Raw genomic sequence first — 13,719 nt, forward strand, 5'->3', positions numbered from 1 at the left:
GGTCTTCAGTTGGGCAGCGTGCGCGCGGCGCGCATGCGGGCGTACAGGGTTTGCAGGGACAGCCAGGCCAGCTGGTCGTCGAACTCGCCGCCGGGGGCGTTCGGCTTGCTGCTGGCGGGACGGGTAATGAAGTGCGTACTGGCGGTGGCGTTGACGGCTTCGTCGCCGCCGTCTGCGTCAGGGCCGGCGTTGGCCTGTTCCACGCCGAGCACGGACGTGCCGTGGTTGTGCTTGCCGTGCGACAGCACCACCAGCGCGGCGCAGCGCAGCTGTGCGGTGCAGGCAGGGCCGCCGGCCACGTAGTGCAGCTCGCCGTCCGCGCCGCGCTGCTGCACGGTGCGCGTGGCGGCGGCCGTTGCGGGCTGGTAGTCGTAGCTGGTGAAGGCGGGCGTGACGCTGTAGCGCAGCCGTTTGCCCCATGCGTCCTCGCCGGCCACGCCCAGCGCCACCCAGGGCAGGAAGCCGGTGCATTGCTCGTCGTTGGCGCAGGGCTGGGGCCGCTCGCGGCCGTCCGTGGCGGAGACGGCGGGGCGCGGCAGGCGGCCGTTGGCGGCGGCGTAGCCGGTGAGCGCGTCGGTGGCCTCGGCCAGCAGCATCTGCGTTCTCTGGACGCGCAGCTTGTCCACCGCGCTGCCGCCAAAGGCCGAGATCAGCAGCGACGCGCCCGCCAGCGCAAGCACGGCGAGCAGGATCAGCAGCACGGCCCCGCGCTGGCGCCGCGCTGGCTTATTGGCCGGCATTGGTGATGGCGCCCGTGGTTTCGTCATAGCTTTGGCCTGCTTTCAGTGTGATGCGCTTGCCGGATGGGAGCTGCAGCAAGACCGAGCGGTCCGGCAGCACCTGGCTGGCGGGTTCGGCCAGCGGCGCGTCGTTCAGCCATACCGTGGCACGGCCGCCCTTGCGCTGGACCACGCCGTTCAGTTGCAGCGGCGCGGGCGGCGCCGGGGCCGGCGCCGCTGCGGCATCGGCGCCGGCCTGGCCTTCGACAGCGTTGCCGTCGCGCTGGGCATCCAGCTGCGCGCGCTGCTGGGGCGTGGAAAACAGGCGTCCCAGGTGGCGGACCTGCGGTGCCGGGGCCTGGGATTGGACCTGCGCTTCAGGCGGCATGGCCCGCAGCGGCGCTGCGGCGAGGGCGGCAAGCAGCGCCGCCGCAAGGGCAGCGCGGCCGGCCGCCGGGCGTGCTGCCAAGGCGCTCATTGCGGCCTCCATTGCTGGGCGACTTGCGGCGCGGGGGCGGGCGTCAGCGTGAGCCAGTTGAGGGTGCAGTCGGCCGTGAGCGTGGGCGCGAGCGGGGTGGGCAGGCCGGCTGCGGCGCGCTTGATGCTGCATTCCTGCGCGCTGTAGAAGCTGCGCTGGCGCAGGTCGTCCAGTAGCACGAACAGGTCGCCCTCATGCAGCAAGTCCATGTGCAGATTCATGCGGCTGCCGTGCAGCCGGTAGCCGCCCAGCGGCGTGGCCGCGTCCACGCGCACCGGCTGCTGCGGCGCCAATTCGTAGCTGATGGGCAGCAGCTTGCGCTGTTCCTGCACCTGGCGGATGGCGTCCACCCAGTCGAGCCGGTTCTCCTTGCCGATCAGCCCGCGTTCGCGCAAGGCCGCGTACTGCGGCTGGTACAGGCGGATTTCGCGCTTTTCGGTCTCGGCGTTGAACAGGCGGTCGCGCGCGCCGTTGCGCTTTTGCTGCGCCCAGGCCTGATAGTCGCGCGCCTGGTGGAAGTACCAGCGGCTGGTGCTGACGGCCGCTGCCGCCATCGCCGCCGTGAGCACGAAGGCCAGCACCTGCACGCGTATCAGCGAAAACTCGCGCAGCCAGTACGGCAGCGCCGCCGCGCGCGGGGACGGGGCTTTGCGGGACGCGGCGTTCATGGCGCGAGGCTCAGGTTGAGAACAAACGGCGCCGGCTTGCCGCCGGCCGCGCCGGTGCTGCCGCTCAGCTTGACCGAGGAACTGATATCGAGCACCGGCCGCTCTATGGCCACCGTCAGCCTGGGATTGCGGGCCAGCTCCTGCGCAAAGGCGTTCATGCTGTCGACAATGGCGCGGGTGCTGCCGGCCACCAACGGAATCTCGGCCTCGACCCGCAGCGTCTGCGGCGGCTTGGAGGGGATGCCCAGCACGCGCGACGGAATGGCCGCCTCGGGATCGGCGCCGTCCGCCGCCACGCGCCAGTCCAGGCGCACGATCTGTACCTGCGGCGCCCTGTCCAGCGCCGCGCTGAGCATGCCCACCATGTCGATGGGCGCGGGCGCCTGCGTGGCCAGCAGCCGCTCTATGGTCACCGCCGCCTTCATATTGGCGGTGGGCGCCAGCGACGGCGGCATGTCCGACATGCTGACCCGGTAGCTGGCGTCGTAGCCGGCCGCCTCCAGCACCAGGCGGCTGCCTTCGTGCTGCGCTTCCGCATAGCCCCACAGATTGCCCCCGGTCCACAGCAGCGCGCACGCGGCCAGCGCTGCGCTGGAGGCCATCAGCGTTTGACGGATGCGCCACAGGCGGTAGTAGCGGCCGTCGTCGCCCAGCGGATACTGGCTGGCCGGCTGCGTCCTGGCCAGCAGCTCCAGGAACAGCGGATCGGCCAGCGGCGCCTCCGCAGGCGGCTGGCCGGGCTGGCTTCCCATTGCGCCCGTCGTGCCCAGCCCGGCCAGCCCCGCCGCCGTCGCCAGTGGAATAAAGTGGTAGACCGTCTCCGGTCCGCTTGCGCACTGCGCGCTCCAGCGCTCCAGGTCCGGCGCCGGCGCCACCATGACGGCGTGCAGTTGCTCGCCGCGTTCCATCATGCGCACGCTCACCAGGAACTGCTGCGTGCGCGCCGTCTCGGTACCGGCGTTGACCAGCATGCCTTCGCGGTCCGTGGCCAGCGTCAGGCGGCTGAATTTCAGGCAGCCTTCATGAAAATAGCTCTGGCGCACGCCCGCCGTCTGCTGCGTCACCAGCAGCACATGTTCGTGCTCGCGCCCCAGGCCCAGCCGGGAGGCTAGCTCCTCGCTCAGCAGCGGCACCGAATACAGGCCCGCCAGCGGCACTTTCAGCAGCGCCAGCGCGTCGGTCCACGGCTGCAGCAGCAGGGGATTGGTGAGCGCCGAACACAGCAGGATATCGTCGCGCCGGCCTTCCTCCGCGCGCCCCTGCGCGGTGGCCTGGCGGTAGGGCGTTTCGCGGTACTGCTGCAGCAGGCGCCGCTCCAGCAGGTTGCGGCCGGCCTTGCCGCCCACGTGCGGCAGCAGCATGCGCTGGAAATCCTCCTCCACCATGTCGGCCAGCAGCAGCGCCGGCGTGCCGGGGTGCTGGTGCTCCAGATAGTCGAGGAAGGCGTCCAGCCCCGCGCGGGTGGCGGCAAAGCTGGCCGGTCCGCTCAGCTTGCCGGACTGGTACAGCCAGGCGTCCAGCCTGTCGCTGCTCAGATAGAAGAGGTGTTTGCGGCGCATGGCGGTCGTCCTCACAGCCGGATGCTGCTGATGGTGTCGTAGATCGGCCCCAGCACCGACAGCATGATCCAGCCCAGCATCAGGCCCAGCGTCACCGTCATGGCCGGTTCTATCATGGCCTGCACGCGCTCTATCATCTCCTTCACTTCGCGGTCGTAGAAATAGCTGGCGTTGTGCAGCGCGCGGTCCAGCGCGCCGGTGGCTTCGCCCACTTTCAGCATGCGGATCACCAGTGGCGGAAAGATGCCGGTGTGCTGGAAGGCCGCCGTGACGCTATAGCCTTCCGAAATCAGCTGCGCCGCGCGGCGCAGGCCGGACGCCACCACCCGGTTGCCGACGATGCCTTCGGACAGCCGCAAGCACTCCAGGATGGTGATGCCGGACGCGTACATCAGCGCAAAAAAGGTGGCGAAGCGGGCCAGGATAATCTTGTGCAGCACCGGCCCCACCAGCCACACGCGCAGCTTGAAGGCGTCGAAGGCGAAGCGGGCCCGCTCGCTGCGGCCCAGCCAGACGCGCAGCGCCACCCAGGCCAGCACCGGCAGCAGCAGGATGGCGTACCAGTATTGGATGAACACGCCGGACACGGCGATCAGCACGCGCGTGTGCAGCGGCAGCTCGTTGCCCATGTTGCGGATGAAGGCGGTCAGCTGCGGCACCAGGTAGATCATCAGGAAAAAGGTCACGCCCAGCACCACCAGCGCCACCACCAGCGGATAGGTGAGTATCTTGCGCATGCGCGCCGCCAGCTCGTCCTGCCATTTCAGGCTGTCCGACAGGTTGCCGAACACCTCAGCCACTTTGCCGCTCTGCTCGCCCGCGTGTATCAGGCTGGTGAAAGTGCGGTCGAAGGTTTCCGGGTGCGCGGCCAGCGCGTCCGACAGCTGCAGACCGCCTTCTATGCTCTCGATCAGCGCGGTGAGCACCTCGCGGAAGCGCGGATGCTGCTCCATGCTCTCGCGCAGGTCGCCCAGGCCTTCCAGGATGGGCACGCCAGCGCCCGTCATCTGCTCCATGTGGAAGCAGAAATTGATCAGGTCCGCGCGCGAGATGGCGCGCCGGCCCAGCACCAGCAGCTTTTCGCGCGTGACGGTGTAGTCGATCAGGTCCAGCTCCATGCGGCCCAGGCGCAGCTCCAGGTCGGGCACGTTGGCCGCGTCCATATTGCCGGGCATGAGCTGGCCGGCGCTGTCCATGGCGGTGTAGAGATAGTGCGGCATCAGCCCAGCCTGTCCGTCAGATCGACCACGCGCGACACTTCCTCCAGCGTGGTCACGCCTTCCAGCACGCGGCGCATGCCGTCGTCCACCAGTGTTTTGAAGCCGGCCGCGTGCGCCGCCTTGCGCAGCTCGCGCGCCGAGGCGCGGCGCGCCACCAGTTCGTCCAGCTCGGCGTTCATTTTCAGCAGTTCCATGATGGCCAGCCGGCCCTTGTAGCCCTGGTGCGCGCAGCGCTCGCAGCCCACCGCGCGGTACAGCGTGGCCCGGCTGTCGTCGCGACTGTCCTCGGGCAGGCCCAGCAGGCGGCGCTCCAGCCCGTCCGCCGTGTGCGGCGCGCGGCAATGCGGGCACAGCCGCCGCACCAGGCGCTGCGCGATCACGCCGATGATGTTGCCCGCCATAACGTCGGCCACGATGCCGATGTCCAGCAGGCGCGAGATGGAGCCGACGGCCGAGTTGGTGTGCAGCGTGGAATAGACCTGGTGGCCGGTCATGGCGGCGGCGAAGGCCATTTCGGCGGTTTCCTTGTCGCGCACCTCGCCAACCAGGATCACGTCCGGGTCCTGCCGCATCATGGAGCGGATGCCGTCGGCAAAGCCCATCTTGGCCGATTCGTTGACCGAGGTCTGGCGTATCATATTCATCGGGTATTCCACCGGGTCCTCCAGCGTCATGATGTTCACGCTCTCGGTGTTGATGTGATTCAGGATGGAATACAGGGTGGTGGTCTTGCCGCTGCCGGTGGGGCCGGTGACCAGGATCACGCCGTCCGGGCGCGCGATCATCAGCTTGAGCAGGGTCAGCTCGGGCTCGTCCAGGCCCAGGCCGTCCAGCGGCACGATGCCTTTCTGCCGGTCCAGCACGCGCAGCACGATGTTTTCGCCGTGCGTGGTGGGCTGGGCCGAGGCGCGGAAGTCGATCTGGCGGCCGGAGAACTTGATGGCGATGCGGCCGTCCTGCGGCGCGCGCGTTTCCGCGATATTCATCTTGCTGATCACCTTGAGCCGCACCGCCATGGCCGGCCAGTAGGATTTGTGCAGGCTGCGGATCTGGCGCAGGATGCCGTCGATGCGGTAGCGGATGCGCAAAAAGCTCTGCTCGGGCTCGAAGTGGATGTCCGAGGCGCCGTTCTGCACCGCGTCCGCCAGCAGGGCGTCGATCAGGCGCACCATGGGCTGGCTGTATTCGTCGCTCAGCGTGCCCAGGCTGGCGTAGTTCACCTCGCCCGTTTCGATCTCGTGCAGGATGCCGTCGATGGACAGCTCGAAACCGTAGTACTGGTCGATGGCGCGCTGGATGTCGGACTCGTTGGCCAGCATGGGCGTGATGGTGATGCCCTGCACCAGCATGGCGTTGATCTGGTCCAGCGCCACGATGTTGCTGGTGTCGGACATGGCCAGCACCAGGTTGTCCGTGTCGCGCTGGTAGACGATGGGGAAGACGCGGTAGCGCTTGGCCACTTCCTTCGGGATCAGCTTGAGGGCGACGGCGTCCACCACCAGGCTGTTCAGGTCGGCGCTGGGGGTGTGCAGGTTTTCGCTCAGCGCCTCGCGCATGATGGCTTCGGTGACGAAGCCCAGCGCGATCATCATCTTGCCGAGCGGCTCGCCGCTGCGCTTTTGCTCGATCAGGGCAATGCGCAGCTGGTCTTCGCTGATGACGCCTTTCTGGATCAACAGCTTGCCGAGGGGGATTTTCGGAGACTCGCCCATCGCTTAGTCCGGCGCCCCAAGCTGGCGCATGCGGGCGCGCACGGCCTCGGCGTCGAAGCCCGCCGGCGCGGACTGGGACAGCGCCAGCGCGCGCTGGTAGTAGGTCATGGCCAGCCGGGGCTGGTTCAAGCGGTCCAGGCCGATGGCCAGGTTGACCGCGTAGTCGGGATTGTCCGGGCTGGCGGTGTAGGCGCGGAAATAGGCCTGCTGGGCGTCGGTCCAGCGCGCCTGGCGCGCGTACAGATTGCCGAGCGCGAACTGGATGGGCGCGGCGTCCGGGGTCTTGCGCAGCAGGGCCTTGAGGCGCTGCTCGGACTGGCCGGCGTCGCCGGGACGCAGGCTGAGCAGGCCGGCGAGGGCGTCGGCATCGCTGGGATCGAGCTCCAGCATGCGGGTGTAGCTGGCCGATGCCTGCGCCGCGTCGTTGCGGCGCAGCGCCACGGCGGCGTTGCCGAGCAGGGCGTCGCGGTTGTTCGGTTCCTGGCGCAGGGCGGCGGCATAGTGCTCGGCGGCGGTGGCCAAGTCGCCCGCCAGCAGCGCCTGGTAGCCGGTCTGCAGCGACGGGCTGAGGCGCGGGGCGTTGCTGTGGCGGCTGACCTTGATGTCGCCGCTGGACCAGGACGCGTCGGCCGGGCGTGCGCCGGCGGACGCCGTGCCGCTGGCGTTGAATCCGCCAGTACCGGCCACGCCGCCGCTTGCAGGCGCTGGCGCGGCGGCGTGTGCCGATGCCGCGAATGGCGGTGGCGATCCTCCTTGCTGGCCGGCTTGCGCCTGCATGGCTTGCTCGATTTCCTCCGGAGTCGCCATGACGGTGTTGGACGCCGGCGGCGCGCTGCGCGGCGAGCCCAGCATGGAGCCCGTGCCGGAAGATCCGCGCGCGTAAGGCGCCGCCAGTGTGATGCCGGTGGATGGCGACTGCGCTTGCGGCGCGCCGGACGCGGCGACATGGTCGCCAGCGCCGGCTGTCCCAGCCTGGGCTACGGGCAGCTCGGCGCCTGCCGGTCCGCCCTGCGTACTCGCGGGCGGAATTACGATGGTGCCGGCTTTCGCGCCTGCCGCGTCCGGCGGAGGCATGGGCACCATGGGCAGGCTCGCGCCTGGCCCGGGAGACGTGGTGGCGCGCCAGAACAGATAGCCGAACAAAGCCACGACCAGCAGCAATATGCCGCCCAGCACCGCAAGCCGCACGCGGGCCGGGTCCCAGCCCAGCTTTTCGTCGGCTGCCGCGCGCGTGGCCGCCCGTACCCGGGCCGCCGCGCCGGCGCCAGTGCCAGCGCCAGCGCCAGGTTCGGCGCCCGTGCCGGGGGCCGAGCGTGGCCAGGAGCGCGTGCCGCCGTCCGGCCCCGTCCCGCTTTCCATTTTATGCCTGGCTTCCGCCGCCGGCGAAGCGGCATGCTCGCCGCCGACCCGGGCTTGCGGCGGCGTCGGGTCATGGGGCGCCTCCTCGGCCGGCGTCAAGGCCGGAATCTGCTCATCCTCTTGCTCCGGCAGCAAGGCCTCATCGAGCGGCTCCAGCGAAAACTCCGTCGGCTTCGGCTGAAAGCGCTCCTGCGCCATATCCTGCGGCGTCAGCGCCAGCACCTCGTCAAACGCCTCGGACGGCTTGTCCGCCGCCTCCTCGTCCAGCAAGGTATGTTGTTTGGAGCGCTCCGCCTTTTTGAGCGCCTGCATCAGCAAGCTCATAGCCCACCTGCCTGGCCCGGTAGCAGATAGCGGTAGTCCTTGTAGTCGCCGCTCATGCTGGCGTCCTTCACCACCACCGGCCGCATAAAGATCACCAGTTCCGTCTTGGTCGCGTTCTCGTTGCGGTAGGCGAACAGATTGCCCACCACCGGCAGCGTGCTCAGGAAAGGCACGCCGTCTTTGGCGTTGTCCACAGAATCCTGCATCAGCCCGCCCATCACCGCCACCTGGCCGTTGCTGATCTTCATGATGGACTCCAGCTCGCGCGCCTGGATCACGGGCACCTGGCTGCGCACATTGCCCGCCGCCAGCGCGGGATTCGGGTCCTGCACATAGCCGACGATGCGGGTGATGGTCGGCCGCACGTTCAGCGTCACTTCGTCGCTGTCGGCAATTTGCGGGGTCACGCTCATCACGAAGCCCACCGGCACGGTCTGCAAGGTCGATTCATAGGTGGCCGGGGCGGTCACCGTGCCGCTGGAATTGAGCACGGCGGGTGTGACCTTGATGGTGAAGAACACATTGTTGTCCACCACCTTCAGCATGGCGGTCTGGTTGTTCAGCACGCTGATTTTCGGGCTGGACAGCACTTTCACCTTGCCGAAGGACTCCAGCAGCTGGATGGTGGCGCTGAGGTTGCCCGGATTGAGGTAGTTCAGCACAAACATGCCGGGGCTCACGCCAGGCTGCACGCCGCTCGGCAGGGCAGGCGTGCCCACCTGGCCCTGGATCAGGTTCAGGCGTCCGTTCAGGCCGTTCCAGTTGATGCCTTGCTGGTACTGGTCGCCCAGCTTCACTTCGATAATGGTGGCCTCGATCAGCACCTGGCGCCGCGCGCTGTTGACCACCAGGTCCAGGAACTCCTGGATCTTCTCGTGCTGGCGCGCGGTCGCCCGCACACCGATCAGGCCGCTTTCGGCATTGACCACGATGGAGGGATCGTTGCGGACGCGTCCGCGCTGAGAGTAGGGCGAGGCGTTGTCGGTGAAAGGCTGGGGCGCCGCGCCCATGGGCGCAATCGCGCCCTGGCCGGCGGCGCCGCCCGCAGTTTGCGCGCTCTGGGCCGCCTGCGCCGCCATCTGCGCCAGCGGGTCCTGCGGCGTATCGCCCAGGGTCGAGGCGCGCAGCATGTCGCGGATGTTCTTTTCCAGGCTGTACCAGAAATTATTGTCCGAGCGGTTGGACACCGATGTGGTGGAGTTGTTGTTGCCGCTGCCGAGGCTGGAGCTGGCGGGGCCGCCGCCGCCCTGCGTCGCCGCGCCGACCGGGTTGCTGCTCTGGCCCGAACCGCCGCCGGTGGTGGAAATCTGCGTGGCGATATTCACGCTGCTATTGGTGCTGCGCGCCACGTTGACGTAGTCGACCTTGTAGTTGCGCCATTCCGGCGAGTCCGGCAGCACCACCAGGTTGCTGCCCTCGATCTCGTAGCGCATGTCCACCTGGCGCGCGATGCGGCCCAGCAGCTGCGGCAAGGTCTGGTCCAGCGCATTGAGGGTGACGGTGCCTTCAATGCCCGGATGAATATCCACGTTCATGCCCGCATCGCGCGCCAGCGCGAACAGCAGCGACTGCACCGGTACCTTGTGCACCGTGACGCTATAGGTCTCCACCCTGGCGGACGCTTTGGGCGGCGGCGGCAGCGTGCTCTGGCGCACGGGATCTGGAATGGCTCCCGGCACGCGCGGCGTGTCGGCCAGATGCGCAGGCGAGAGCGCCAGTTGCGGCGTGGCGCAACCGGCAAGCAGCAAGCATGCAACCGGGATGAGCGGAGCGACGAGTTGTTTCATGTGCAGAACGCCCCAGGCAAGCGAAATGTTGTAGTTTTGGAACGATAGTTCGCATCATCTAACAAAACCTGCAACAGGGGCGCACGGTTCAATTTCCAACTGTAAAGTACCAGCGTGCTCTACAGTTGGGGTCAGTTCTGGCGGGTAGTTCTTGGGCAGGATGGGCTGTTGCGGAGTTGAGGGCGGTAGCAGGCTCAGCTTGCTTGTTTCTTGCTTTCCGCTTTAGCTGCGGCTTCGCGAATGCCCTTGATGGTGCGGATCTTGTGGTGGGTGCCGGAGCGCTCTGCCAGCGTGGCTTGCACTTCCTGGACCTTTTTGGCGGATGCGAAGCTGCCGTAGACGATGGCGATGCGGGGCTCGCCCTTGATCAGCATGGGGTAGCTGTGGACTTCGCTCAGGCCGATGGCGGCGCGGGTGTCGGTGAGGAATTGCTCGGCGCGCTCGGCTTCGCTGGCGGGGAAGTTTTCGATCTGCACGCAGAAGTTGTTTTCCGGCTCGTCGCGCAGCCAGGTTTTGCTGGCTAGCAGGGACTGCTTGAGCAGGCTGGCGGGACGGGGCGTGGCGGCTGCCGTAGTGTGGCGCGGCACGTCCAGCGTCAGGCCGCGCGCGGGGGCGATGGCCGGCGCCGCTGGAGGCGCCTCGGACGCCGCTGCCGGGGGAGCCGGGACGGGTGCCGCTGCCACTGCTGGAGCGGGCTCGGACGGCGGCAGCGCCATCTGCACGGGCGGACGGGCGGACACCTTGGCCGGCCGGGGCGTGGCGATGGTGGCGGCAGTGGTGGCAGTGGCGGCAGCGGTGGCCGGTGCGGCGGCCGGGCGCAGCAGGAAAGCAGCGCTTGCAATACCGGCGACTGCGAGCATGGCGCCGCTTGCGATCATTGCGTTGCGCCGCAGCGAGCCAGGACGGGGTGGAACTGCGATTAAGTCCTGCGGGCCGGCAGGCGGCGTTGCCGGTGGGGCGGCGAATCGCTCAGCCAGTTCGAGTGCGGCGGGCGTTGCTTCGGGCGGAGGCGGAACAGGCTCAACCGGTGCGGCTTGGGCTAGCGGCGCAAGCGGCTCAGCCCGTTCAACCGGCGCGGCTGGCTCAACTCGCTCAACCGGCTCAATCGGCTCAATCGGCTCAACTGGCGCAATCGCCTCAACTGGCGTAATCGGTGCAATCGGCGCAATCGGCGCAATCGGCGCAACCGGCGCCGCCGGGGCGAGATCGCTGGCGGGCCGCGCGGGCACACCCTTGATGGCGTCGCGCACATGGAACATGGCCACGGCGGAGGCGCTGGCGCCGGCGGCGACGGCCAGCGAGCTGTCCGCCAGCGCCACGAGCGCGTGCAGGTCGGCGCCGGCGGTGCGGGCGATCAGTTTGGCGGCGTCGAGCTGGAACAGGGCGCCGTCCGGGTGGCCGGCGGCGCGCAGGCGGCAAGCCAGCAGCTCGGGCGCCAGCTCCGGCGGCAGCGGCGGCACCACGAAGCTAAGCGTGATGCGTTCGCGCAGTTGCCGCAAACGCGGCTGGCGCAGCACGTGGTTCAGTTCGGGCGTGCCGACCAGCACCACCGGCAGCAGCGTGTGCGGCCCGGCGCTGAGGTTGGTGAGCTGGCGCAGCGTCTCCAGCGTGTCCAGCGGCAGCGCGTGCGCTTCCTCCACCAGCAGCACGGCCAGCTTGCCGGCGGCGCGTTCAGCCGCCAGATGGGTGTGCAGCAGCCGCATCACTTCGTCGGTGCGCAGGCCGCCCGGCGCCAGGCCGAGCTGGCGCGCGATGGCGCACACCGCGTCCAGCGGCGACACCGGGAACTGCGTGCCCCGCCCCAGCAGCACTGCCTGCACCGGCGGGGCGCCAGGCACGGCCCCTTGGGCCAGCCGCTCGGCCAGCACCTGGCACAGCATGCGCTTGCCGCTGCCCGGCTCGCCGGTCACTTTTATCACGCCATCGCCCTGCCTGAGCGCGTAGTGCAGGGCGCCCAGCAACTCGCGCCGCGCCGCGTCCTCGTAGTGGAAGGCGGGGCCGGCGGCGGGGCTGAAAGGCGGGCGGGTCAGGTTGAAGTGGTCGAGGGCCATATGCGTGCATGCTGAACAGATGAGCACTGTAGCAAATATCGGACTGGTTTAGCCAGCAGGCAGCACATATTACTCGTAGAAACGGGCTGATCTGGCATAAAATGGCCGCGACCATTGTGCAACGATCGGAGTAGTGTATGGCTCGGCCCGAAAAAGTCCGCTTAGGCGAAATCCTGGTGCAGCAAAAACTGCTGACGGAGGAACAGCTGGGGCTGGCGCTGGCCGAACAGAAGCGCAGCGGCCGCAAGCTCGGCCGCGTCTTCATCGAAAGCAGCTACGTCACCGAGGAGCAGATTGCCGGGGCGCTGGCGCGCCAGCTGAACATCCCTTACATCAACCTCAAGTTCTACAACATCAATCCGGAAGTGGTGCGCCTGCTGCCGGAAACCCAGGCCCGCCGCTTCCGCGCGCTGGTGCTGGAAGACAGGCGCGGCTCGCTGCTGGTCGGTATCGCCGACCCCACCGACCTGTTCGCCTACGACGAAATCGCCCGCCTGGTGCAGCAGAACATCGAGCTGGCGGTGGTCAACGAGACCGAGGTGCTGGCCGCCATCGACCGCATCTACCGCCGCACCGAGGACATCACCGACCTGGCGCGCGAGCTGGAGCAGGATCTGGGCGACGTGTCGGTCGACTTCGGCGCGCTGGCCGCCAACCCGGGCCTGGAAGAAGCGCCCATCGTCAAGCTGCTGCAGTCGGTGTTCGACGACGCCACGCAGGTGCGCGCGTCGGACATCCACATCGAGCCGCAGGAAAGCCGTTTGCAGATCCGCTTCCGCATCGATGGCGTGCTGCACCTGCAAACCGAGGCCGACATCAAGATCGCCCCGTCGCTGGCGCTGCGCCTCAAGCTGATGTCCGACCTGGATATTTCGGAAAAGCGCCTGCCGCAGGACGGCCGCTTTGCCGTGCGCGTGAAGAACCAGCGCATCGACGTGCGTATTTCCACCATGCCGACCCAGTACGGCGAATCGGTGGTAATGCGTCTGCTGAACCAGGGCGGCATCAACCTGCGCCTGGACGCCATCGGCATGCCGCGCGGCATACTGGAGAAATTCCGCGCCATCGTGCAGCGCCCGAACGGCTTGGTGCTGGTGACGGGGCCAACCGGTTCCGGCAAGACCACCACCTTATATAGTGCGCTGGCCGAGCTGAACTCGGTGGAGAAGAAACTCATCACGGTGGAAGACCCGGTCGAATACCGCCTGCCCGGCATCAACCAGGTGCAGGTGAACGACAAGATCGAACTGAATTTCGCGCGCGTGCTGCGCTCCGCGCTGCGCCAGGATCCGGACATTGTGCTGGTGGGCGAGATGCGCGACCAGGAAACCGCCCAGATCGGCCTGCGCGCCGCCATGACCGGCCACTTGGTGCTGTCCACGCTGCACACCAACGACGCCGCCAGTACTCCGCTGCGCCTGATGGACATGGGCGTGCCGCGCTATATGGTGGGCAGTTCGCTGCAGGCGGTGCTGGCGCAGCGCCTGGTGCGCGTGATCTGCGAAAGCTGCACCACGCCGTACACGCCCACGCCGCCCGAGCACGAATGGCTGCGCCTGGAGCTGAACGACAAGGTGGACATGGCGCGCTATTTCCACGGCAAGGGCTGCTCGCATTGCAACGGCATGGGCTATCGCGGCCGTACCGGCGTGTATGAGCTGCTGGAGATGACGCAGGCGGTGGTGGACGCGTCGCATAGCGTGGACACCAACCATTTCATGAAGGTGGCGCATGCGCAGATGCGGGGCGAGACCCTGCGCCGGCACGCGGTCCATCTGGTGATACAGGGCCGCACCACCATCTCTGAAGCCATGCGCATCAGCAACCAGTACGAGGAGTGAC

At 68.2% G+C, this 13,719-nt stretch carries 10 protein-coding genes; 1 reads left to right on the forward strand and 9 read right to left on the reverse strand.

Translation table 11 applies throughout. The annotated features are described in order from the left end of the window. Positions 1-5: 5 nt before the first annotated feature. The 9 genes from AC07S4_RS20505 to AC07S4_RS20545 all read right to left on the reverse strand — a co-directional run bounded on the left by AC07S4_RS20505 (position 6) and on the right by AC07S4_RS20545 (position 11,877). Positions 6-740 carry a hypothetical protein gene (locus AC07S4_RS20505; protein WP_494988409.1) on the reverse strand — a complete coding sequence of 245 codons (735 nt, stop codon included), beginning with the start codon at positions 738-740 and terminating at the stop codon, positions 6-8. Further along, entirely contained in the window at positions 727-1,197 is a 471-nt protein-coding gene (locus AC07S4_RS20510) for a hypothetical protein (protein WP_494988410.1), read from the reverse strand. Before AC07S4_RS20510 ends, AC07S4_RS20505 begins: the two co-directional genes overlap by 14 nt. Beyond that, on the reverse strand, positions 1,194-1,865 hold the full coding sequence (locus tag AC07S4_RS20515; RefSeq protein WP_494988411.1) for a hypothetical protein: 672 nt from the start codon (positions 1,863-1,865) through the stop codon (positions 1,194-1,196). Before AC07S4_RS20515 ends, AC07S4_RS20510 begins: the two co-directional genes overlap by 4 nt. Then, on the reverse strand, positions 1,862-3,424 hold the full coding sequence (locus tag AC07S4_RS20520; RefSeq protein ID WP_494988412.1) for a hypothetical protein: 1,563 nt from the start codon (positions 3,422-3,424) through the stop codon (positions 1,862-1,864). The genes AC07S4_RS20515 and AC07S4_RS20520 overlap by 4 nt, the downstream gene beginning before the upstream one ends. 11 nt (positions 3,425-3,435) lie before the next feature. Then, positions 3,436-4,644, reverse strand: coding sequence for a type II secretion system F family protein (locus AC07S4_RS20525; RefSeq protein ID WP_494988413.1), 1,209 nt, complete (start codon positions 4,642-4,644; stop codon positions 3,436-3,438). Next, entirely contained in the window at positions 4,644-6,356 is a 1,713-nt protein-coding gene (locus tag AC07S4_RS20530) for a GspE/PulE family protein (RefSeq protein WP_494988414.1), read from the reverse strand. The genes AC07S4_RS20525 and AC07S4_RS20530 overlap by 1 nt, the downstream gene beginning before the upstream one ends. Positions 6,357-6,359: 3 nt before the next feature. After that, positions 6,360-8,027: a tetratricopeptide repeat protein gene (locus AC07S4_RS20535; protein ID WP_494988415.1), complete on the reverse strand. Its 1,668-nt coding sequence runs from the start codon at positions 8,025-8,027 to the stop codon at positions 6,360-6,362. A gap of 8 nt (positions 8,028-8,035) precedes the next feature. Further along, on the reverse strand, positions 8,036-9,826 hold the full coding sequence (mshL, locus tag AC07S4_RS20540; RefSeq protein ID WP_494988416.1) for a pilus (MSHA type) biogenesis protein MshL: 1,791 nt from the start codon (positions 9,824-9,826) through the stop codon (positions 8,036-8,038). Positions 9,827-10,020: 194 nt separating this feature from the next. Next, entirely contained in the window at positions 10,021-11,877 is a 1,857-nt protein-coding gene (locus AC07S4_RS20545) for an ExeA family protein (RefSeq protein ID WP_494988417.1), read from the reverse strand. Between the two features lie 137 nt (positions 11,878-12,014). Between AC07S4_RS20545 and AC07S4_RS20550 the strand changes: the two genes are divergently transcribed. Continuing rightward, positions 12,015-13,718, forward strand: a complete 1,704-nt coding sequence (locus AC07S4_RS20550; RefSeq protein ID WP_494988418.1) for a GspE/PulE family protein — start codon at positions 12,015-12,017, stop codon at positions 13,716-13,718. Position 13,719: the final 1 nt, after the last annotated feature.

Source organism: Pseudoduganella sp. GW821-FHT05F09, assembly GCF_059419605.1.